This is a genomic window from Gryllotalpicola koreensis (assembly GCF_039538185.1).
Taxonomy (GTDB): Bacteria; Actinomycetota; Actinomycetes; order Actinomycetales; family Microbacteriaceae; genus Gryllotalpicola; species Gryllotalpicola koreensis.
This window is the reverse complement of the sequence record NZ_BAABBW010000007.1, coordinates 64,914-86,328: the sequence shown is the minus strand read 5'-3', so window position 1 is coordinate 86,328 and position 21,415 is coordinate 64,914. Positions and strand designations below refer to the sequence as shown.

23 protein-coding genes are annotated in these 21,415 nt (G+C 69.5%); 18 read left to right on the top strand and 5 right to left on the bottom strand.

Annotated features, from left to right (window positions below; all coding sequences use genetic code 11):
* Positions 1–84: 84 nt before the first annotated feature.
* The 5 genes from ABD708_RS18710 to ABD708_RS18690 all read left to right on the top strand — a co-directional run bounded on the left by ABD708_RS18710 (position 85) and on the right by ABD708_RS18690 (position 5,946).
* Complete coding sequence (locus ABD708_RS18710; protein WP_344757335.1) at positions 85–1,359, top strand: ABC transporter substrate-binding protein; 1,275 nt, start codon at positions 85–87, stop codon at positions 1,357–1,359.
* Between the two features lie 62 nt (positions 1,360–1,421).
* Positions 1,422–2,366, top strand: coding sequence for a carbohydrate ABC transporter permease (locus ABD708_RS18705; protein ID WP_344757333.1), 945 nt, complete (start codon positions 1,422–1,424; stop codon positions 2,364–2,366).
* The gene (locus ABD708_RS18700; RefSeq protein ID WP_344757331.1) at positions 2,366–3,274 is read left to right on the top strand and encodes a carbohydrate ABC transporter permease; all 909 of its coding nucleotides are present in this window, start codon (positions 2,366–2,368) and stop codon (positions 3,272–3,274) included. Before ABD708_RS18705 ends, ABD708_RS18700 begins: the two co-directional genes overlap by 1 nt.
* Positions 3,275–3,360: 86 nt before the next feature.
* A complete protein-coding gene (locus ABD708_RS18695) occupies positions 3,361–4,377 on the top strand; it encodes a LacI family DNA-binding transcriptional regulator (RefSeq protein ID WP_344757329.1) in 1,017 nt (338 codons plus the stop codon).
* 78 nt (positions 4,378–4,455) lie between these two features.
* Positions 4,456–5,946: a glycoside hydrolase family 43 protein gene (locus ABD708_RS18690; RefSeq protein WP_344757327.1), complete on the top strand. Its 1,491-nt coding sequence runs from the start codon at positions 4,456–4,458 to the stop codon at positions 5,944–5,946.
* A gap of 24 nt (positions 5,947–5,970) precedes the next feature.
* Here ABD708_RS18690 and ABD708_RS18685 read toward each other — a convergent pair whose 3' ends face one another.
* Complete coding sequence (locus tag ABD708_RS18685) at positions 5,971–6,606, bottom strand: TetR/AcrR family transcriptional regulator (RefSeq protein WP_344757325.1); 636 nt, start codon at positions 6,604–6,606, stop codon at positions 5,971–5,973.
* A 151-nt stretch (positions 6,607–6,757) separates the two neighbouring features.
* On the opposite strand from ABD708_RS18685, the gene ABD708_RS18680 reads away from it, so the two are divergent.
* From ABD708_RS18680 to ABD708_RS18650, 7 genes are read left to right on the top strand one after another with little or no spacing between them, the layout of a single operon-like run.
* Positions 6,758–7,780 (top strand): ABC transporter substrate-binding protein, encoded by a 1,023-nt coding sequence (locus tag ABD708_RS18680; RefSeq protein WP_344757323.1) that lies wholly within the window; start codon positions 6,758–6,760, stop codon positions 7,778–7,780.
* Positions 7,780–8,712 (top strand): ABC transporter permease, encoded by a 933-nt coding sequence (locus ABD708_RS18675; RefSeq protein WP_344757321.1) that lies wholly within the window; start codon positions 7,780–7,782, stop codon positions 8,710–8,712. Before ABD708_RS18680 ends, ABD708_RS18675 begins: the two co-directional genes overlap by 1 nt.
* On the top strand, positions 8,712–9,515 hold the full coding sequence (locus ABD708_RS18670) for an ABC transporter ATP-binding protein (protein WP_344757319.1): 804 nt from the start codon (positions 8,712–8,714) through the stop codon (positions 9,513–9,515). Before ABD708_RS18675 ends, ABD708_RS18670 begins: the two co-directional genes overlap by 1 nt.
* Positions 9,512–10,609 carry an alpha-hydroxy acid oxidase gene (locus tag ABD708_RS18665; protein WP_344757317.1) on the top strand — a complete coding sequence of 366 codons (1,098 nt, stop codon included), beginning with the start codon at positions 9,512–9,514 and terminating at the stop codon, positions 10,607–10,609. Before ABD708_RS18670 ends, ABD708_RS18665 begins: the two co-directional genes overlap by 4 nt.
* Before the next feature lie 5 nt (positions 10,610–10,614).
* Positions 10,615–10,980 (top strand): RidA family protein, encoded by a 366-nt coding sequence (locus ABD708_RS18660; protein ID WP_344757315.1) that lies wholly within the window; start codon positions 10,615–10,617, stop codon positions 10,978–10,980.
* Positions 10,977–12,140, top strand: a complete 1,164-nt coding sequence (gene argE, locus ABD708_RS18655; protein ID WP_344757313.1) for an acetylornithine deacetylase — start codon at positions 10,977–10,979, stop codon at positions 12,138–12,140. Before ABD708_RS18660 ends, argE begins: the two co-directional genes overlap by 4 nt.
* Positions 12,130–13,386: a hypothetical protein gene (locus tag ABD708_RS18650; RefSeq protein WP_344757311.1), complete on the top strand. Its 1,257-nt coding sequence runs from the start codon at positions 12,130–12,132 to the stop codon at positions 13,384–13,386. Before argE ends, ABD708_RS18650 begins: the two co-directional genes overlap by 11 nt.
* 16 nt (positions 13,387–13,402) lie before the next feature.
* Here the strand turns inward: ABD708_RS18650 and ABD708_RS18645 are convergent, their stop codons facing one another.
* Positions 13,403–13,972 (bottom strand): TetR/AcrR family transcriptional regulator, encoded by a 570-nt coding sequence (locus tag ABD708_RS18645; protein ID WP_344757309.1) that lies wholly within the window; start codon positions 13,970–13,972, stop codon positions 13,403–13,405.
* A gap of 96 nt (positions 13,973–14,068) precedes the next feature.
* Between ABD708_RS18645 and ABD708_RS18640 the strand changes: the two genes are divergently transcribed.
* The 3 genes from ABD708_RS18640 to ABD708_RS18630 all read left to right on the top strand — a co-directional run bounded on the left by ABD708_RS18640 (position 14,069) and on the right by ABD708_RS18630 (position 16,064).
* Positions 14,069–15,025, top strand: coding sequence for an NADP-dependent oxidoreductase (locus ABD708_RS18640; protein ID WP_344757307.1), 957 nt, complete (start codon positions 14,069–14,071; stop codon positions 15,023–15,025).
* Between the two features lie 61 nt (positions 15,026–15,086).
* Positions 15,087–15,545 carry an SIP domain-containing protein gene (locus ABD708_RS18635; RefSeq protein WP_344757305.1) on the top strand — a complete coding sequence of 153 codons (459 nt, stop codon included), beginning with the start codon at positions 15,087–15,089 and terminating at the stop codon, positions 15,543–15,545.
* A 24-nt stretch (positions 15,546–15,569) separates the two neighbouring features.
* Complete coding sequence (locus ABD708_RS18630; RefSeq protein ID WP_344757303.1) at positions 15,570–16,064, top strand: Dps family protein; 495 nt, start codon at positions 15,570–15,572, stop codon at positions 16,062–16,064.
* 19 nt (positions 16,065–16,083) lie between these two features.
* On the opposite strand, the gene ABD708_RS18625 is transcribed toward ABD708_RS18630, so the two are convergent.
* The 3 genes from ABD708_RS18625 to ABD708_RS18615 form a co-directional block, all read right to left on the bottom strand.
* Positions 16,084–16,254, bottom strand: coding sequence for a hypothetical protein (locus ABD708_RS18625; protein WP_344757301.1), 171 nt, complete (start codon positions 16,252–16,254; stop codon positions 16,084–16,086).
* A 75-nt stretch (positions 16,255–16,329) separates the two neighbouring features.
* Positions 16,330–17,700, bottom strand: coding sequence for an HNH endonuclease signature motif containing protein (locus tag ABD708_RS18620; protein ID WP_344757299.1), 1,371 nt, complete (start codon positions 17,698–17,700; stop codon positions 16,330–16,332).
* Between the two features lie 109 nt (positions 17,701–17,809).
* Positions 17,810–18,334 (bottom strand): GNAT family N-acetyltransferase, encoded by a 525-nt coding sequence (locus tag ABD708_RS18615; RefSeq protein ID WP_344757297.1) that lies wholly within the window; start codon positions 18,332–18,334, stop codon positions 17,810–17,812.
* Positions 18,335–18,443: 109 nt separating this feature from the next.
* Here ABD708_RS18615 and ABD708_RS18610 point away from each other — a divergent pair, with 109 nt between their 5' ends.
* The 3 genes from ABD708_RS18610 to ABD708_RS18600 are packed head-to-tail and all read left to right on the top strand — an operon-like array spanning position 18,444 to position 21,297.
* Positions 18,444–19,793 (top strand): M20 family metallopeptidase, encoded by a 1,350-nt coding sequence (locus ABD708_RS18610; protein WP_344757295.1) that lies wholly within the window; start codon positions 18,444–18,446, stop codon positions 19,791–19,793.
* The gene (locus tag ABD708_RS18605) at positions 19,790–20,794 is read left to right on the top strand and encodes an ATP-grasp domain-containing protein (RefSeq protein ID WP_344757293.1); all 1,005 of its coding nucleotides are present in this window, start codon (positions 19,790–19,792) and stop codon (positions 20,792–20,794) included. The genes ABD708_RS18610 and ABD708_RS18605 overlap by 4 nt, the downstream gene beginning before the upstream one ends.
* Complete coding sequence (locus tag ABD708_RS18600) at positions 20,791–21,297, top strand: GNAT family N-acetyltransferase (RefSeq protein ID WP_344757291.1); 507 nt, start codon at positions 20,791–20,793, stop codon at positions 21,295–21,297. Before ABD708_RS18605 ends, ABD708_RS18600 begins: the two co-directional genes overlap by 4 nt.
* The last annotated feature ends 118 nt before the right edge of the window (positions 21,298–21,415 follow it).

Below are 21,415 nucleotides of genomic sequence, written 5' to 3'. Positions count from 1 at the left end.
GGAGCCGCCGTTCTAGGGGCGGTCGTCGACTTCGGGTCCGCAACGGTGCGGACCCGACACATTCCGCATAGAAGGGGAATCACTGTGAGAAGCAAGTCGCGTCTCGTCGCTGTAGCGACGGTGGCACTGTCCATCACCGCAGCCTTGGTCGGCTGTTCGTCCAACGACTCGAACGGAGCGTCTGCGAGCAAAGACTTCACGTTCTGGTCGTTCACCGGCATCAATGCGAAGGCTGACGTGCAGGCTTATGAGAAGGCCCACCCCGGTGTCCACATCAAGCTCACCGAGGTCGGCAGCTCCACCGACACGGCCCAGGCCCTGACCACCGCACTGGCCGGAGGCAAGGTGCCGGACCTGGTGCTCATCCAGGGCGCAGATCTGCCGAAGTTCGTCGAGAACCCCGATAACTTCGTCGACCTGAACACTCTCGGCGCGAAGAAGATCAAGAGTGACTACGCCCCGGCGATCTGGTCGCAGTCCGTTGCGTCCGGCGGCCAGGTGCTGGGCGTGCCGACCGATGTCGGCGGCATGGCCCTGTCCTACCGCAAAGACCTGTTCGCCGCAGCGGGCCTCCCGACCGACCCCGCCGCCGTGAGCGCGCTCATGCCGACCTGGCAGGACTACCTCAAGGTCGGGAAGGAGTACACCGAGAAGACCGGCAAGCCGTTCCTGGACAACGCGGAGACCTCCATCTTCTACCAGATGATCGGCCAGGGGTCGCAGCAGTTCTACAACAACAAGACCCGCAAGCTGGACTACGACAACGCCACCATCAAGACCGCATTCAACACCTCGGTGGAGGCTGTGGAAGACGGCCTGAGCGCCAACCTCACGTCGTTCTCGACGGGGTGGAGTGCCGGACTCCAGAAGGGCGCCTTCGCCACCATCGCGACGCCATCCTGGATGCTCGGCTCCATCAAGAGCAACGCGCCCGATACGTCGGGCGATTGGGCCATCGCGAAGATCCCCGGCTCGTCCGGCAACTGGGGCGGCAGCTACCTCGCGATCCCGAAGAGAGCGGCGCACGTGCAGGCTGCCTGGGACTACATCAAGAACTCGCAGTCGCCCACTTCGCAGCTGAACCACTTCCTCGACAGCGGGTCGCTGCCGACGACGGTTGCCAACTACACGAACGAGAAGCTGCTCGCCAAGACGGACTCCTTCTTCTCGGGTGCTCAGATCGGCAAGATCTTCACCGAGTCGGTCGCGGGTCTGAAGCCGTTCTATGTCGGGCCGGATTCCGCCCAGATCGGTACGGACTTCCAGAACGCCATCATCAACCTCGAGAACAAGAAGGTCTCGGCCGATCAAGCCTGGTCGAGTGCCCTCAGCTCGATCAAACAGGACGTCGCCAAGTAGCAGGGCCCGTCTCGCTGCGGCCGGCGGCAGCCGGCCGCAGCGACGGACTGACGAGACTCATCATGACTGTCACCACTTCTTCCCTCGCGCGGCTTCCGCGGCCGCTCGGGCGCATCCGTGAGAGCATCCCGGAGCGCTTCGCCCCCTACGCCTACGTCGCGCCGTTCTTCCTCCTCTTCGCCGTGTTCGGGCTCTTTCCGCTCGCGTTCACCTTCGTTATCTCCCTGTTCGAGTGGAATCCGATCGGGACGAAGACGTTCGTCGGATTCGACAACTTCTCCACCCTGCTGACCGATCCGCGGTTCTGGAACGCGGCCGGGAACACCCTGTCGATCTGGGTCATGTCGACGGTGCCGCAGCTGATCATCGCGCTGGGCCTCGCGCATTTGCTGCACGCCGCCCGGCTCCGCTTCGCGAACTTCTTCCGCATGTCGCTGCTGATCCCGTACATCACCTCGGTCGCAGCAACCGCGATCGTCTTCGCGCAGCTGTTCGACACGCACTATGGCCTCGTCAACTGGGTGCTGACCCTGATCGGAGGCGACCCGGTCAACTGGCTGGCCGGCCGTCTTTCGAGCCAGTTCGTGATCGCGTTGATGGTCATCTGGCGCTGGGTCGGCTACACCACGCTCCTTTACCTTTCCGGGCTGCAGTCGATCCCGCGCGAGATGTACGAGGCGGCGTCGGTCGACGGCGCGGGCGGGTGGCGCCAGTTCACGTCGATCACGGTGCCCTCGTTGCGCCCGATCATCATCTTCACCGTCATCACCTCGACGATCGGCGGCCTGCAGATCTTCACCGAGCCGCTGCTGGTGAATCCCACGCCGGCGCTCACCTGCGGGGCGGCGCGACAGTGCCAGACGTTGACCCTGTACCTCTACGAGCAGGCGTTCGGCGACTACAAGTTCGGGTACGGTGCGGCGATCGGCGTCGCTCTCTTCGTCATGGTCGTGGCGATCGCGGCGATCAACTTCGCCCTCTCCACTCGGCTGAAGGGGTCGCACTGATGTCCGGATCGACGGTCGATCTGAGTGCTGCGGCCAAGACGCCCGGCACGAGAAGCTCATCGCAGCCGGGGGCTCCACGGCGGCGCCACTCGGGCCGCGTGCGGTGGTGGGTGTACGGCATCCTCATCCTCGCGGCTCTGGGCAGCGCGTTTCCGTTGTACTGGATGTTCGTGGTCTCCTCCACGAGCACCGCGGCGGCCACCCAGCTGCCGCCGCGGGTGATCCCCGGCGGAAACTTCTTCCACATGGTCGGGGTCGTCTTCTCGACGGTGCCGTTCGCCCGGTCGATCCTGAACAGCATCGTCATCGCCGTGGCGATCGGCGGCGGTCAGGCAGTGCTGTGCGCGCTCGCCGGCTTCGCGTTCGCAAAACTGCGCTTCCGCGGCCGCAACGTCCTCTTCCTGGTCGTGCTGCTGACCATGACGGTTCCGGCCCAGCTCTCGATCATTCCGCAGTACATGATCATCAGCGCGTTCAACTGGGTCGACACCCTGCAGGGGGTGATCTTCCCCGGGCTGGCCAGTGCCTTCGGCATCTTCTGGATGCGGCAGCATCTGGCCTCGACCATGGACGACGACCTCATGGGCTCGGCACGCATCGACGGTGCCAACAGCTGGCAGATCTTCTGGCGGATCGCGTTCCCGATCGTGCGCCCAGCCGCCTTCGTGCTCGGCCTGCTCGGTTTCGTGAGCAGTTGGAACGACTTCCTGTGGCCGTTCATCGTGCTCAAGTCGCCCGAGAACTACACGGTCCAGATCGCCATTCAGGCGCTGCAGAAGAGCTATACCGTCAACCTCGGGCTCGCGATGGCGGGGTCCTTCCTGGCCACGCTGCCGCTGCTCGTGGTCTTCTTCTTCGTCGGCCGGCGGCTCGTGGCCGGGATCATGGACGGGGCGTTCAAGGGATGACTGCGGTGCCGTGCCACGCCCACAGAGCCGCGCCCCCATAGGGTGTGCCGAGGAATTCTGAATCGAACCACCGAAAGGGAGAGCCCATGGCCGCGACGCTTCGAGACGTCGCACGCCTCGCCGGAGTGTCGTTCCGCACCGTGTCCAACGTCGTCAACGGCTATCAGTACGTCAGCGACGCGACGCGAGCCAAGGTCGAGGCGGCGATCGCCCAGCTCGGTTATCAGCCGAACTACTCGGCGCGCAGCCTGCGCCTCGGCCGGAGCAATCTGCTGGGCCTCGCCGTCCCGACGCTGTCCATCGGATACTTCGGCGAACTGGCATCCGAGATCATCGACGTCGCACGCAATCGGGGCTACACCGTGCTGACCGAGCAGACGAACTCAAGCCGCGAGCGGGAACTGGATGCTGTGCAGGGTGCCCGCCGTCAGATGACCGACGGCCTGCTGATCAACCCGCTGGCGCTGACCTCCGACGATGCGACGATCTTCGAGACCGAGCGCCCGGTCGTGCTCTTGGGCGAGAACGTGTTCTCACACAAGGTCGATCACGTGACAATGCAGAACGTCGCCGCCACGCAAGCAGGAACGGAGTACCTGATCGGGTTGGGGCACCGCAGGATCGCGTTCATCGGCCTTGCCGATCCCGAGGGCGCCTCGGTGGGCACCTCGGTCCTGCGCACAGAGGGCTATCGGCAGGGCCTGGCTGCTCAGGGAATCGAGCACGACCCCCGGCTGGAGCTTTCGGCGGGCTCGTGGGCATATGAAGACGGCGTCTCCGCGGTGCGTTCCCTGTTGAGCGCCGGCGTCGGATTCGATGCCGTGTTCGCGGCGACGGACGTGCTTGCGATGGGTGCACTGCACGAGCTTCAGGCATCCGGCCTCGACGTGCCGCGCGATGTCTCCGTGCTCGGCTTCGACGATCTTGTCGAGGGTCGGTACACGACACCGACGCTGAGCACCGTCGACGGTGGCCGACGGCAGATCGCCGACATCGCCGTGGACATGCTGCTGTCCAGGATCGAATCCCCGACCTCGCCGGTCGCGTTCCGCGAGGTCGCCTTCTCGCTCATCGAGCGCAAATCCACGCGCTCCCGTCTCTAGCGGTCATCCACCCGATTGATCTCGCGCGTGCCGCCGGCCGGCCGTGCGGCGTCGCCGCCCAACTTCGAAAGGTCTCCTGTGTCCGAAAACAGCTTCCTGCCCGACACCGCCGCGCCCGTGCCCCTGAACCCTGTCGTCGCGGGCTTCTACCCCGATCCGTCGGTCTGCCGCGCTGAAGGCCGCTACTACCTCGCGAACTCGACGTTCGAGTACTTCCCCGGCCTTCCCGTCCAGGTCAGCGACGATCTCGTGTCCTGGACGCCGATCGGCCACGCCGTGTCGGCGGCCGATGCCGTCGACTTCGGATCGATCGAGGACTCGAAGGGGCTCTATGCGCCCACCATCCGCTACCACGAGGGCACGTTCTACATAGTGTGCACCCTGGTCGGCGACGGACCCGATTCCGGGTTCATCGTGACAGCGACCGATCCTGCCGGACCATGGTCGCGGCCCGTGTGGGTGCACGGAGCCGATGGCTTCGACCCGTCGTTGCTCTTCCACGAGGGACGCGCGTACTGGTGCGCGACACGCATCGTCCAACCGGGCGACTACCCAGGCCAGTGCGAGGTGTGGGTGCGTGAGATCGACGTGGCCACCGGCGAGCTCCTCGGCGCCGAGACCGTGATCTGGCAGTCGGCTCTGCGTGACGCAACGTGGAGCGAGGCTCCCCACATCTTCGAGCGCAACGGATGGTTCTACCTGCTGACAGCCGAGGGAGGCACCTTTCGGGACCACGCGATCGTGATCGCGCGGTCCCGTTCCCTCACCGGGCCGTACGAGAACTGCCCGCGGAATCCGATCTTCACCCACCGTCATCTCGGTGGCGAATATCCCGTTCAGAACGTCGGGCATGCCGACTTCGTGGAGCGCTCCGACGGCAGCTGGGCAGCCGTGCTGCTCGCGGTCCGGACGATCGACGAGCAGCACATCCTGGGTCGGGAGACCTTCCTCGCGGAGGTCGTCTGGGAAGAGGACTGGCCGGTCGTGAATCCGGGCCGCGGCGCGATCGCGGACGTCGGAGACCGGCCGCTGACGGAGATCGTCGACCCGGCCGTTATCGGGGACGCGCTGGCCGTGCGCGGCCCGGTGGATTTCGCGCACGAGACGGGGGAGGGCATTCTTCTCAGGTCGACGGGCGAGACCGTTGTCGGAGGCGGGCATCCCGCCGCGCTGCTCTACCGGCTGCGGCACCACGACGCCGAGGTGGCAGTGACGTTCGGCCGGATCGACGCGGATGCCGTCGCGGGCGTGCTCCTGCGGCAGAGTTCTCGCTTCTCCATCAGGCTGGAGCTTGCGAACGGAAGAGCGCGTGTCATCCGCCGCCAGTCGGGCCTCGACGAGATCGCAGACGAGTGGCTGGCGGATGGCCGGGATCATCACGTGATCGCGCAGTTCTCCGGCTCGTCGGTCTCATTCGTCGTCGACGGGCGCGTCAGCGCACCCGTCGCCACCGACGTGCTGAGCACCGAGGTGGCCGGTGGGTTCGTCGGAACGGTGTGGGGGCCGTATGTCGAAGGGCACGCCGGCACGGCGACGGCATTCGTGCGCAGCCTCACGTACATGGCCTGACGCGGATCCGGAAGGCCGAGAGGCTTACGCCATCTCGGCCTCCGCCGAGCCGGTGATCGCGGCGAGCACGGCTGAGCCGAGCTGCGTGGCGATGTGCTCGTTCGACCACCCCTTCGCGAGCCGGAGGTCGATGAGGACCCGCTCGTCGAAGAGGGTGGTCCACAGCAGGATCGCGTAGTCCAGGTCGACCGGCGGGATGCGCTGGTCGGCGATGAGCCTGACCAGGATGCCCGAGAGCGCCTCGTGCAGCGCCGTGGTGAGCGCTTCGCCGCGGCGCACCCGGGTGAGGTATCCCTCGGTGCTGCGGATCCGGGTCGCGGCGATGCCCCACTCCTCGACCACGTCGACCCAGGTCACGCACGCGGCCCGGAAGCGCGCGATGCCGTCGCCGCCTCGAGTGGCGTTGAGCTGTCCGGCGAGCTCGTGACCGAGCCGCAGCAGGAACTGGTCGAAGGCGTCGTGGATCGTGCCGAAGTGCCGGTAGACGGTTGCGGTGGAGATGCCGCTCTCGCGCGCGAGATCGGGAAGGCCGAAGGTCGGGCCCTGAGTGGTCACGAGCCGCCCGACGGCGTCGAGCAGCCGGTCGCGGGTCGCCTGAGTGTCGCGCCGCAGCCTGCCGCCCGCGCCGGCATCCGTCGCCGCCTGCTCAGGCTTGCGCATGTTTCCTCCATGTTGCAAATACACGAGAAATTAAGTTCATGTTACCGAGGTCAATTCCGACTCAGGCGGACATTACGCTCCTGCAATAACGAGAACTTTTTCTCATGTCCGTTCCCCCGACGTGAGACCTACCTCAAGGAGCATAGGAGAAATGGCACACCCCGCACTCCGGAACCGCAGCGTGCGACGACTCGGCACGGCACTGATCGCCGCGGCGATCGCCTTGGGCCTCACCGCATGCAACGCGTCGACCGCCCCGGCGGCGTCGACCTCGACCTCGACCTCGACCAAAACACTGAAGATCGGCGTGTTCCAGATCGCCGAGGCATCCGTTCTCGACGAGATTGCCACATCGTTCGAGAGCGAGCTGACCGCGAAGCTCGCGCCGACCAAGGTCACCTTCGACACCCAGAACGCGCAGGGCGACCAGAGCCTCATCGCGAGCATCGCGAGCACGATGGCCTCCTCGGACGACGATGCCTTCGCTGTCATCGGAACGCCGGCCGTCATCGCGATGGCCCAGAAGGTCAGCGACAAGCCGATCTTCGCTTTGGCGATGGGCGACCCGGTGGGCTCCGGGGTTGCGGACAGTCTGGATAAGCCCGGCCGCAACGTGACGGGCAGCGTCGACTATGTCGACCCTGCCCTGCTGCTCAAGCCGCTCATGGAGATCTCGCCCGACGTCACCCGGCTCGGAACGGTCTACGACCCCTCGAACGAGAACCTGACTGTCTGGGTCAAGGCGCTCAAGAAGGCGGCGAAGGCATACCCGGGGCTCAAGATCGTCGAGGCGACCATCACGGGCTCCGGTGACGTGTCGACGGCGGCGCGGTCGCTCGTCGGGCGGGTCGACGCCGAGCTCATCGGCCCCGACGCGACGGTGCTCGCGGCGGCCGACGCCGTCGGAGCGGCGGCGGCGAGCAACGGCATCCCGGTCTATCTCAGCGGAGGGGACGCGACCGTCAGCGGGGTGTTCGCCTCCATCGGGCCGGACTACTCGGTGTCCGGGAAGCTTGGAGCGGACGTGGCCGCCAAGGTCCTGGACGGCGCCGACGCGGCGAAGACGCCCTTCGCCAAGCCGACGGGGGTCCTGATCAACGTCAACAAGGCGACGATGGGCAAGCTCGGCATCACCCTTCCGAGCGACCTCGCGAAGACGGCGACGGTGCAGTAATGGACCGCATTCTCATTGACATGCTCGTGACGGGGCTTCCGCTCGTCCCCGTCTTCCTCGGGATCTACACCGTCTTCCGCATCCGAGCCGACTTCGACCTGACCGTGGAGGGCAGCTTCGTGACGGGCGGCGCCGCGTGCGCCGTGGCGATCACGCACGGCGTCCAGCCGTGGCTCGCCGTCGTGCTCGGCGTCGTGGCAGGCGTCCTCGCGGGCCTGTGCACTGCCGGACTTCACCTGCTGCTCGGCGTTCCCGTGCTGCTCGCCGGGCTCATCATGAGCATCGGGCTGTTCAGCGTGAACCTGGCGATCCTCGGCCAGCCCACGGTCAGCCTCGGCATGAACAAGACCGTCTTCAGCGGCCTGACCGGGTTGGGCTCCCCAGGCGCCGATCTGGCGCAGGCGGCGCTGATGGCCGCCGTGGTCCTCGTGGTGTTGGTCGCCTTCGGCTACTACATGAAGTCGGAGGCGGGGCTCGCGATGCGCGCAAGCGGGGTCAACGCGCGGATGGCCCGCAGCCTCGGCATCGACGACAAGGTCATCACCGTCACGGGCCTCGCGCTCGCCAATGGGCTCGCGGGCCTCGGAGCGAGCCTCGCCGTGCAGTACCAGGGGTACGCGGACGTCAACATGGGCGTCGGCACCTTCGTCGCAGGCGTCGGCGCCATCATGCTCGGCGAGCTGTTCCTACGCCCCACCGGATCGACGACGGTCCGGATGCTCCTCGCCGTCCTGCTCGGAACGCTGCTGTACCGCCTCGTGCTCGTGAGCGCGCTGCGCTACGGGCTGCCTGCCGGGGACCTCAAGGCGGTCACGGCCCTCACCCTCATCATCGCGATCGCTGCGGAGCGCTATCTCCGGATCTTCAGCCGGATGGCGCGCGCCAGGGGACTGGACCGGCGCCGCACCGCGATCGTCGCCGAAGGACGCTGATGCTCGAACTGGAATCCATCAACCTCACCTACAACCGCGGCACCGCGGACGAAGTCGTCGCCCTGCAGAACCTCTCCCTGACGATGCCGGCCGGGCAGTTCGCGACCGTGGTCGGCACCAACGGTGCGGGCAAGTCCAGCATGATCCAGACCATCGCGGGCACGGCGCGGCCGACCCGCGGGAGGGTGCGGCTCGGCGGCAAGGATGTGACACGGATGCCGGACCACCGGCGTGCCGGCCTGATCGGGCGCGTCTTCGACGACCCCCGGGCGGGGACCGCCCCGGAGCTGTCGATCGCCGACAACCTCGCCCTCGCACTGGCCCGCGGCAAGCGACGCGGGCTGCGGCTCGCGCTCACCAGTCGGCGCCGCGCCTCAATGCGAGAGCATCTCGCCGGCCTCGGGCTCGGGCTGGAGAACCGGCTCGACGACCGCGCCGGACTGCTCTCGGCAGGCCAGCGGCAGAGCCTCACGATGATCATGGCCTCGCTCACGGCACCGGACGTGCTTCTGCTCGACGAGCACATCGCCGCCCTCGACCCGCACACGACCCGGACCGTGCTCGGAATCACCACCGAGCTGGTCCGCGAGCTCGGCTGCACGACATTGATGATCACCCACAACATGGAGCACGCGCTCGCGCTCGGCGACCGTCTGCTCGTCATGAGCAAGGGTGCGGTGATCGCCGATTTCATGGGGGACGCGAAGCGCGAGCTCGACGTCGACACCGTGATCGCGACGATCGCCGGCGTCGGCGAATCCCTCGCCGACCGGACCCTGCTCGTCGAAAGGACTGCCGAATGACGCTCGAGCACCCCGCCGTTGCCGTTCCGTTCGAGACGACCGGCGAGGCGTTCGCCGTCGCGCGCGAGCGCCTGAGCCCTGAGGTGTGGGACTTCCTCGACGGCGGCGCGGGGGACGAGGCCACCCTCCGCGAGAACCGGGCGGAGTTCGAGGCGTGGCGGTTCCGGCAGAGGGTCATGAGCGGGCTGCCGTCGCCGAGCACGGCGACCTCGTTCCTGGGGATGCCGTTGAGCATGCCCGTGCTCACCGCCCCGTTCGGGGCGGACGGCCTGTTCGACCCGGAGGGCCAGCGCGCCGTCGTGCGAGCCGACCGGGCCGAAGGCGTCGTCGGCATCGTTCCTGAGGCGGGCACCTACTCGCTCGAGCAGGTCGCCGCGGCCGCCCCCGAGGCGGCCAGGATCGCCCAGCTGCACCCGATGGGCGATCGGCGCAACTTCCGCACGATGCTGCGCAGGATCGAGGATGCCGGGTACCGCGCGATCTGCCTCACGGTCGACTGCCCCACCGGCGGCTGGCGCGAGAGGAACCTGCGCAACCGCTTCGACATCGACCCCCGCGTCGTCGGCGGCAACTACCCGGGGCGGGGCAGCAGCGACCTCTCCGACGTCTTCGGCCAGCTCTTCGATCGGAACGAGGCCGGGGTGTGGAGCTGGGGCGAGCTCTCGGACGCGATGTCCGACACGCAGCTGCCGTGGATCGCCAAGGGCATACTCACGGCGGAGGACGCCGTCGCCGCCACCTCGGCCGGGGCATCCGCGCTCGTCGTCTCGAATCACGGCGGCAGGCAGCTCGACGGCGCGCCCGCGTCGCTCGCGCAGCTGCCGGAGGTCAGGGGCGCCGTCGGGCCGGAGACCGAGATCCTGCTGGACAGCGGCATCCGGCGCGGAGCGGACGTCGTGAAGGCCGTCGCGCTCGGCGCCACCGCCGTGATCATCGGGCGACTCGCCGCCGCCGCGCTGGCCGCAGGCGGCGAGGCGGGCGTGCGGCGGGTGCTCCGCCTGCTGCGCGAGGAGCAGACGACCGTGCTGACGCTGCTCGGCCGCGGATCCATCACCGATCTCGGCGCAGACGCCGTCATGCGGGCCCAGCGATGATCCGGGTGGCAGGGCAGTCGCCCCGGTTCCCCGGGGCCACGAGCGCCGACGGCGTCATCGCCACCTCGGGCATCGTGGCGCCCGCCGTGCTCGTCGGCGAGGACCTCGCCTTCGCGCAGCAGGCCCAAGTTGTGCTGGCGCAGCTCGCCGCGGTGCTGGCGGACGCGGGGGCCGGGCTCGACGACGTGCTGCGGCTTGAGGCCTTCCTCGCGGACCCGCGGGACTTCGCCGCGTGGGACCGCGCCTTCTGCGCGGCGTGGCCCGAAGCGGCCGCCCGACCTGCGCGGACCACGCTCGTCGCGGGGTTCGCGGTGCCCGGTGTGCTCGTCGAGGTCCAGGCCATCGCGGTGACAGGCGGCCGGGCACGGTGAGCGCCGCAGCCGACGAGGTCACCGCCCTCCTGGCCGAGCTCATCGGCATCGACACGACCAGCTCCGGCTCGAACCTCGAGCTCATCGACTTCGCGCGCGGCCTGTGCGACCCGCTCGGCCTCGCCACCACGGTGCAGCCGAGCCCGGCGGGGCAGAAGGCGAATCTCATCATCACCGCCCCCGACGTCCACGGGCGCCGCACGGGCGGCGCGGTGCTGTGGGGTCACACCGACACGGTGCCGACGACAGGGCAGCCCTGGGCGAGCGATCCCTACGAGGCGCGGTTCGCCGACGGGCGCGTCTACGGCCGTGGCACGGCGGACATGAAGGGATTCCTCGCCTGCGCCCTCTCGCTGCTTCCGCGTCTCGCCACGATGCGACTGCGGGAGCCGGTTCGCGTCGTGCTGTCCTACGACGAGGAGCTCTGGTGCCGAGGCGCGGCGCAGCTGGTGCCGGTGCTCGCGGCGGAGGACCGCCCGATCGAGCTGTGCCTCGTCGGCGAGCCGACCGGGATGCGCCTCGTGCGCGCCCACAAATCCGGAACCGTCGGCAGGCTCCGCGTCTCCGGCATCGCCGGCCACTCGTCCGACCCGGATGCCGGCGTGAACGCGATCGGCGTGGCATCCGATTTCGTCCAGCTCCTCGAGCGGCTCGCGCGCGAGCTCCGGGCCGAGCCCGAGCCCGGCTTCGCCGTGCCGTTCTCGACCATCAACGTCGGCACGATCGCGGGCGGCATCGCGACGAACATCGTCGCCGCGGATTGCGAGCTCAGCTGGGAGCTACGGACCGTGCGACCCGAGCACGTGCGGCAGGTGCTCGATGCCGTCGAGGGCCACGTCGCCGCCGTCAACGCGCGGCTGAGCGAGCACCACCCGGGGGCGCGGCTGGCCCACGAGGTGTCCGCCCACGTTCCGGGCCTGCAGCCGGCGGCGCTGCCGCCGTGGCTCGAGGACGCGATCGACGCAGAGTCGAGCCCGCATGTCGCCTTCGGCACAGAGGCGGGACTGCTCTGCGCCGCCGGCATCCCTGCGGTGGTCTGCGGTCCCGGCAACATCTCGGAGGCGCACATCGCCGACGAATACGTCGAGATCTCGCAGCTCGAGGAATGTCGTGAGAGCCTGATCCGGCTGATCGACGCGCTCACCGACGATGCAGAGTGACAGCGCGGCGAGCGGGCTCGCCGGTCCCGCGATGAGCCGCGCTGCCCGGGCGGCGACGGCGATCCCCTCGCTCGCCTTCACCCTCGTCGTCGCGGGCCAGAATGTGCCGAACGCCCTCCTGCCGGAATACGACCGCCGGCTCGGGCTCGGAGCCGTGGGGCTCGCGATCGTGTTCAGCATCTACCTCGCCGCGCTCGTCGTCACTCTGATCGTGATGTCGCGGCCGGTGCTGCAGCGCCGGCCCGTGCTGAACCTGGTGATCGCCGCGTTCGTGGCGATCTGCGGTGACGGTGCTCTGCTGGTGGGCTCCTTGCCCGCCCTCCTCGCCGGGCGCGCGCTGATGGGCGTCGCCGTCGGGCTGGGGACCGGCTCGGCCGCGGCCGCGGCGGTCACGCTGATCGGCGAGCGCGGGCGCACCGTGACCGCGACGGGGAACGTGGTCGGGGCGGTCGTGGGCACTCTTCTCGGAGCGGTCGCGGCTGAGCTCAGCGGCGGGCTCACGCTGGGATATGTCATCCACGCCGCCGCGACCGCCGTCATGCTCATCCTCCTCGCGACCGCGGGAGTGCGCGCGCTCGCGCGCGCCCGGGACGCCGGACCCGCTGCCGGGGCACCGCAGGCGTCGCTCGAACCGCACCCGCCCGGGTCGTCGCTGCGCCTCGCCCTGGGCTTCCTCGCCGGCCTTTCCGCGTGGGGCACCGCGAGCCTGGTGATCGCATTCGTCCCGAGCGCGATCACGCACAACCTCGGAAGCGCGTCTCTGCTGCTCGCGAGCGTCGGCACGCTCGTCCTGCTCGTCGCCGCGAGCATCGGGCAGTTCGCGCTCATGTTCACGAGGTCCCGGTGGACGGTGTGGGCGGCGATCGCGCTGACCGCCGTCGGCCTGCCGATGCTCACCATCGGGATCCTGGCCGGCGCGCTGCCGCTGGTGCTCATCGGCTGCGCGGCTCTCGGCGGTGCTCAGGGCGGCGGCTACCGTATCGGGCTGCGCCTCGTCAGTGTCGGACTCGACCCGGCTTCGCAGGGTGCGCGCGCCTCCGCCTACGCCTGCGTCTCATACGGGGGAAGTGTCGTGATCGTCGTCGTCGCGAGCTTCATCGGCGGCGGAGGCGGAGAGGTGGCGGCGCTTGTCACGAGCGCGGGGATCCTGGCCATGCTCATCTCGGCCACAGCGGTCACGGCGCTGATCGGAACGCGAGCTGTGCTTCCGGGGGATCGCCGGAGGAGCGAGCGAATGGATGCCTGAGGCCGACGGCGCCGGCTCAGGGGATGTATCGCAGCCCGTCGATCATGAGGTCCAGCAGCCGGGCGGCCCGGCCGGGGTCGGAGGGGTGCGCCACGGTGAAGACGCCGATGAGGCCTGCGGCGATGTCCTCGGCTGAGGCATCCGTTCGAAGCTCGCCTGTTTCACGCCCGGCCGCGAGCAGCGCTTCGATCGCCGCGAGCAGCTCGGCGCGGGTCTGGGCGTGAGCGATCTCGCCGGCCTCGATCATCGCGAGCAGCGTGTGGAGCATTCCGTTCTTGGTCGCGATCCAGTCGCCGAACAGGTCCATCCAGCGCCGCAGCGCCGCCGTGGGCGGAAGCTCGGCGAGCAGCTCGTGGGCGCCGGTGGTGAGCCGGGCGACCTGATCCTGATATACCGCGTCGACGAGCGACTCTCGGGTGGGGAAGTGGCGGTACAGGGTGGCGATGCCGACGCCGGCCTCGCGGGCGATCGCGCGCATCGACGGCTCGCTCTCGGCCGAGACGAACACGCGCGTCGCCACCTCGAGGAGCTGCTTGCGATTGCGCGTCGCGTCCGCGCGCAATTCGCGGGTCTCTGGTTCCGGCAAAACGGATCACGCTCCGATTGTGTTACGGTTCCCTTCGTAAACGGAGCGTAGTCCACTTCTGCTCCGGAGATCGCCGATGGAGAAGAGGAGCGAGGGATGTCGGAGGCGCGCGTCACCACGTCAGAGACCGCACGGGCGGTCCAGTTCGCCGAGTCATTCGGACGCGAGAACCTGGAACTGCGTGAGGTTCCCGCGCCGCAGGCCGGCCCAGGGCAGATCCGGGTTCGAGTCGCTGCGGCGGGCTTGAATCCGATGGACTGGTACATGACCTCGGACGCCGCCACCGCCGCGCGTTTCGGTCTGAGCCTGCCTGTTGGCTTCGGCACCGACTACGCGGGCGTCGTGGACCAGCTCGGCGACGGCGTGACCGGCTTCGCGCTCGGAGACCGGGTGTTCGGCGGAGCCATGTCCCGCGCGGTGGCCGACTATGTGCTCATCGACACGACGGGGACCATCGCCGCGGGCGGCCAGGCTCACCACACGCCCGACGGTGTCGACGATCGCACCGCTGCCGTGCTGACCATCGCCGGCAGCACCGCAGCGGCCGCCCTGGCGGTCGTCGACCCAGGGCCTGGGGACACAGTGCTCATCGGCGGGGCCGCGGGCGGAGTCGGCGTATTCGCCGTCCAGCTCGCCCGCCTCGCCGGCGCGCGGGTCATCGGAGCGGGCTCGGCGTCATCGGCGGAGGCCCTGCGCGCGCTCGGCGCCGAGCCGGTCGTCTACGGCGACGGCGTCGTCGACCGGGTGCGTGCCCTCGCCCCCGACGGCATCACCGCCGCCATCGATCTGTACGCGACGGACACGGCACTGGCGGCCCGCGAGCTCGGCGTGCCCGATGGGCGCATCACCACCATCGCCGCGCAGCTCCACGGCATCACCCCCGCGAACGGCGCCAACGCCGCCCCCGGCGCCATCGAGGAGATCGCGCGCCTGGCCGCGGAGGGCCGGCTCCGCGTGCCCATCGCGGCGAGCTTCCCGGTCGAGCAGTTCCGGGCGGCGGTCGAGCTCCAGGCCGGGCGACACGTGCATGGCAAGGTCGTCGTCGAGCTGTGACACCGGGGCGCCACGGATAAGCCCCTTCACAGTAAGGGTTGCCTAACCTATGCTCATGTACATGGCTTCCCGTCACCGCAAGCACACGCAGGACCGCGTCTTCATCGCGGGTGACCTCGCCGACCTGTCGGCGATCCAGCATGTGCTCGCGCTGCTCCCCGACGACGCGTACGGCCAGGTGTACATCGAGATCCTCGACGAGCGCGACATCGTGCCCCTCGACGCCCCGAGCCGCGTCACGGTGACTTGGCTGCCGCGGGTCATGCGCACCAGCGCCGTCCGGCCGCTCGCCTTCGCCGCGCACGGCGAGGCGCTCGCCGGCGCGATCGCCGGGTGGTTGGGGGAGTGGATGCCGGGTACCGCCTTCGGCGAGAACGGTGAGCTCGCGGCATCCGATCAGCCCGTCATCATGTGGATCGGCTGCGCAGGCAGCGCCCACATCGCCGCCCTCTACGACGTGCTGCAGCCCCGGCTCACCGGGCTGAACGCACTGCCTGATCTGACGCACCATCTGAGCTGAACGAAGTCGAACGAAGGAGACCAGATGTCCACCGAGACGCCCCTTTCCGCACAGGCAGTCGGCGCCACGACGCCCGAGCTCGCCGCCGGGGTGGCGCAGTTCCTCGCCCCGGTCGTCCTCGACATGGAGGCGCTTGTCGTGAACGGCAAGCATGCGCACTGGAACGTACGCGGCGCCGATTTCATCGCGATCCACGAGCTGCTCGACCAGCTGGTCGCGCATGCCCAGGAGTTCGCGGATGACTCGGCCGAGCGCATCGTCGCTCTAGGACTTCCCGTGGATTCCCGCTTGGCGACGGTCGCCGCGAAGACCACCCTGCCCGAGCTGAAGGACGGTTTCCAGGACTGGAAGGACACGGTCTCGCAGGTCGTCGCCCAGATCGACGCCGCACTCGTGACCGTGCGCGCGGCCGTCGAGGGCCTCGACGAGGTCGACCTGAACAGCCAGGACATCGTCATCGGCGTCGAGCGCGGCCTCGTCAAGGACCGCTGGCTGCTGCAGTCGCACCTCGCCGCCTGAGCGCGGGCGCGATCGGGTTCTAGTCGAACGGATCCTCGGCGTCGGGATTTGCGACGGCGTCGGTGCCGGTGATCGGGGTGTCGTCCTCGCTGTCCTCGGCGGCGATGCCTGCGCCCTCGACCAGCTCGTCGTCGAGGTCTGGGCCTTCCGCCGCGTCCAGCGTGTGGTGATGGTGCACGATCTGGTTCATGTGCTCCGGTCTACGCCCGTTTGTGCACGGCGGCACCGGTTGATTCGCGCGGAAGACAGACTTCTTCCAGGAACCTCAGGCTGCCCGGGTGAGTTCGGGTGCGGGTCGGTGCACGGCCTTCACCCACGGTGATGCGTGGGAACCGAACACCCATCTGACTTCGGGGACGCCGTCGTCGCCCATGCGGAGTTGGTACGGGCCGTCGTCGATGATGAAGTGATGCCACCAGCAGAGCAAGGCGGCGTTGATCACATCGGTCGGGCCGCCGTCGCGCCAGGCTTTCAGGTGGTGTGCTTCGGTCCATCGGGCGGGGACGTCGCAGTTGGGGATCACGCACCCCTTGTCGCGGGCGGCGAGCGCTCGTCGTTGCGCGGGGGTGAAGCAGCGCTCGGTGCGGCCGAGATTCAGCACCTCGCCGGTCGGTGAGAGCTCGACTTCCTGGTAGCCGCCGCTGTCGGCGATCCGCTGAGCGGCTGTGCTGCTGATCGGATCGGCTTCCCCGTCGATCCACGCGGCGCCCCGCCCGCTTTCGAGTACGTCCTTCGGGACGGTGACGAGAATGCTCGGGTGCGCCCCGCCCATGGTCGGGGTCTCCGGTGCCCGGGCCGCGGCGGCGAACACGGCGTGGAGCACGTCAGCCCGCTTCTGCTTCGCGCTACGGCTGTCCACCGGCGGTTCCTCGAGAGTGGCCGTCAGTGCCGGTTTCGAGCCGTCCGGGTCGATGCCGTCTGCGGCCGGACCCGTCGGGGAGAAGGCCACCGATGACCCTGCCCGGGGGTTCACGTACGCGTCCAGCACAGCGCGGATTGCGGCGGCCTGCTCCACCGGCAGCAGTCCGGTGAGCTTGACCAGTCCGTTGCGGGCGCGGCCGAGGGTGAGGAAGCGCTTCTCGACGGCGGCCTTCTCCTGCGGCTGGATGCCGTCGGGGTCGAGCACCGCCGCCCACACCCTCGCGGCCTCGGCCACAGCGGAGGCGGGCAGCGCCGCAGAGAGGTTCACGAGCTCGGTGCAGGCGATCTCAACCGCAACCGGGTCAGCCACGGAGACGGCCTTCAGTATCGGCGCGCAGATCACCTCCGCCTGCGCACGACCCAGCACCCCGTCGGCGACGGCCTGCTCGAACACCGGCAGTTTCGCGAGGTTCGAGGCCTCGATCACCCGCGCCCTGGCCTCACCGGCCGAGGTCCGCGTCACCGTCTCCAGAGCGCCCCAGGGCTTCCTCGCCCCGAGCTTCCGCGCGAGCGAATCCTCGCCGAGGGTCTCATCGGAGCGACGGTCGAACTCGCGCGCGACGCCGAGCCTCAAGCCGTCAAGGAAGCGGCCCGCGGCCTCGACCACGCCCGCGTACTCGACGAGCTGGTCGTCGGTCAGCAGCTGGGGGCTGGTCGGCAGTATCGCGGTCAGGCGTGCGAACGCCGCGCACCCTTCCTGCTCCGCCTCTGCCATGCGACCCCCCGATCAACGTGAAACGAGTGTATCATAGTTTCGATAGTTAAGGGGAAAAATGCTCCAAAATTGTTACAATAATCGAACTGTTGTACGAATCCCAACCTTGTCAGCCAAGCTCCTTCGCGTAGTACACGCCCTCCGGCACGCGCCCGGCGTAGGGCGGGTAGGCGGCGATCGGCTGGTAACCGAGCCTCTCGTAGAGAGCGATCGCCTCGGGTTGCTTGACGCCGGTCTGCAGCACGACGCGCGAGGCGCCTGCTGCCGCGGCATCCGTCTCGACCGCCTCGATCAGCAGGCTGCCGACCCCGCGCCCACGGGCCGCAGTCACCGTGACGAGGCGCTTGAGCTCCCATTCGACGGCGCCGCCGGCCTCGAGCCGACGCAGCGCCGCGTGGCCCAGCGGCGTGCCGTCGGCGTCGAGGGCGAGGTAGACGCCGCGCAGCGTCGCCGGGTCGAGCACGAAGGCCTCGGCCCGCACCGCCAGCTGTTCGGGGGTGAGCGCGTCGTTCAGATACGCGTAGCGCGGGGCGATCTCGGCATCCATCTCGGCGCGCAGGGCGGCAGCTCGCGGATCATCCCACTCGACGCGCTCGATGCGGACGGTCTGCTCGGCGCTCGCGGCTTGGTTCATGAAGCCAGTGTCGCAGGGGCCGGGCAGAGAACCGGGCGCGCGGCCGGCCATGGTCACATGCGGCAACATCGCCGCGCGCGGCGGCCCCCGGCCACGTAGCGTGGCAGGCATGTCGAGCCGCGATCTCTCCCAGCCGGAGACTCCTGACCGCTCGTACGCCGACGCCCTGCAGGCACGCACCGAGAGGCGTGCGGATGCCGCGGACTACGTCACCTCGCCCTTCGCCGGCGCCCCGGCAGAGCTCGCGGCAGAGGTCGGCGCCGACGTCGACGCCCTGGCGCCTGAGATCGTCGCCCTCTCGCACCGCATCTTCGAGACGCCCGAGGAGGCGTTCCAAGAGGTGCGCAGCGCGGCCGCGGTGGCCGAGGCGGTCGAGCGACTCTCCGGGGCGCGGGCGACGACCGGCGTCTATGGGCTCGAGACCGCGGTCGAGGCATCCGTCGGTCCTGCGCCCGAAAGCGGCAGCAGCAGCGCGACCGTCGCGATCCTCGCCGAATACGACGCGCTGCCCGGCATCGGGCACGGCTGCGGGCACAACCTGATCGCGGCGTCGGCGGTCGGCGCCTTCGCGGCGCTCGCGCGCCTCGGCGACCGGCTGCCGGGCCGCGTCGTGCTGCTCGGCACGCCCGCCGAGGAGGGCAACAGCGGCAAGGAGCTCATGGCCCGCCACGGCGCGTTCGATCGACTGGACGCCGCGGTCATGGCGCACGGCTTCGGCTACGACGCGATCGACCACGCGTTCATCGGGCGGCGCATTCTGCGCATGGAGTTCGAGGGCGTGCCCGCGCACGCTTCGGCGTCTCCATTCCTCGGGCGGAACGCGCTCGACGCGGCGACGCTCGCCTATCAGGCGGTCGGGCTGCTGCGCCAGCACCTGCCGCCGAGCGACCGCGTGCACGGCATCGTCACCGAGGGCGGTGAGCGCCCCAGCGTGATCCCGCGGCGCGCGGTGCTCGAGTTCTACGTGCGCTCGCACGCGGCGGACACTCTGAAGGAGCTGAGCCGCCGCCTCGACGACATTGCCCACGGCGCCGCGCTCGCGACCGGCACGGGTGTGACGCTGTACTGGGACCCGAAGCCCGGCACGCTGCCGGTGCGGTTCAACCGGCCGCTGTCCGAGCGGTGGGCGGTGCATCAGGCGGCGCGGGGCCGCAAGGCGCTCACGAGCGCTGTCGTGCCCACCGAGCTCGCCGCCTCCACCGATTTCGGGAACGTGAGCGTGCGTGTGCCGGGCATCCACCCCGTGATCAAGGTCAGCCCGCCCGAGATCGCACTGCACACCGCCGAGTTCGCGAGCTGGGCGCGGTCAGAAGCAGGCGATCGAGCGGCGACGGATGCCGCATACGGCCTCGCCCTGACGGCCCTCGACTTCCTCGCCGACGCCGCGCTGCGCGAGGCCGCCCGCGCCGACTTCGATGCAGAAGGCGGCGTTCTCGACGTCGAGGAGTACTTCGCATGAGCCCCACCCTGTCGCTCGCCGACGGCCCCGCCGTCTATGCCATCCACGAGAACCCCGAGTGGTTCGGCGTCTTCCGCGACGCGTTCGCGGCCGAGGGCGTGCCGCTCGTCGAGTGGCTGCTCGTCGACGGCGAGCTCGACCCGCTCGCGGTGCCGCCAGGCGGCGTGTTCTGGTCGCGCATCAGCGCGTCGAGCCACACCCGCGGGCATATTCTCTCGAAGGAATATGCCCGGGCGGTGCTCGCGTGGCTCGAGGCGAACGGGCGGCGCACCGTCAACGGCCGCGCGGTGCTCGAGCTCGAGGTGAGCAAGGTCGCGCAGCTCGCGGCGCTCAGGCGCGCGGGCATCGAGGTGCCGCGCACGGTCGCCGCGATCGGCACGCCGCACCTGCTCGACGTCGCGCGCGCCTTCGAGCGGCAGAGCCCCGGGCCGTTCGTCGTCAAGCACAACCAGGGCGGGAAAGGGCTGTCGGTCGCGCGCTTCGACGCGGCCGACGAGCTCGAGGCCGCGCTCGCCGCGGGGCAGCTCGAGGAGCCGCAGGACGGCATCACCCTCGTGCAGGAGTACGTGCAGCCCGCCGAGCCGTTCATCACGCGCGTCGAGATCGTGGGCGGCGAACTCGTCTACGCGATCCGCGCGGACACGGCGCGCGGCGGCTTCCAGCTCTGCCCGGCGGATGCCTGCGCCGTCGACCCCGCGACCGGGAAGCTCATCACCCCGCCGGGCGCGACCATCGCACCCCAGCCGGGGGACCAGCTCTTCTCGCTGCGCGACGGGTTCCGGCATCCGATCATCGAGCGGTATCTGGCCTTCACGCGTGCCAACGGCATCGAGATCGCCGGAATCGAGTTCATCGAGACCGCCGACGGGCGCGTCGTGACGTACGACGTGAACACCAACACCAACTACAACGCGGGCGTGGAGGCCGTCGCGCCGAACTCGGGGCCGCGCGCGATCGCGCGCTACCTCGGCCGCCTGCTGCGACGTGAGGTCCACGCATGAGCAGCGTCGAGGTGCGGCTCGCCCGGCCCGACGAGTACGCCGTCATCGGCGAGCTCAGCTATGCGGCCTACGCCGCCGATTACGAGATCGGCGACGACTACGGGCATACGCTGAGGCACCCCGAACTGCGCGCGGCCGACTACGAGATCTGGGTCGCCGCCGAGCAGGCAACCGGCGAGCTGCTCGGAACGACATCGACGCTGCGTCACGGCGTGCCCGAGTCGCGCGGCAGGGCGCTCGCCGACGAGCTCTACTTCCGCCTGCTCGCGGTCGCGCCCGCCGCGCGGCGACGCGGCATCGGCGCCCGGCTCACGACGCACACGATCGACCTGGCGCGCGAGCGTGGGCTGCGCGCCGTCGCGCTCAACAGCGGCGAGAACATGGTGGGCGCGCATGCGCTCTATCGCAGCCTGGGATTCGAGCGGATTCCCGAGCGCGACGTCGTCTTCGAGGGCGAGCACCCCCACACCGTGTTCACCTTCGCGCGGCTCGTCGAGGCGTGAGTCTCGCGCCTGCCTCACCGTGAGTACGGAGTCGCTGCACTCATCCGACGGCTGATGGGGCGACGACTCCGTACTCGATGCGCCTTCCGCGTTACGCCGCGTGAAGTTGTGAGTCTGC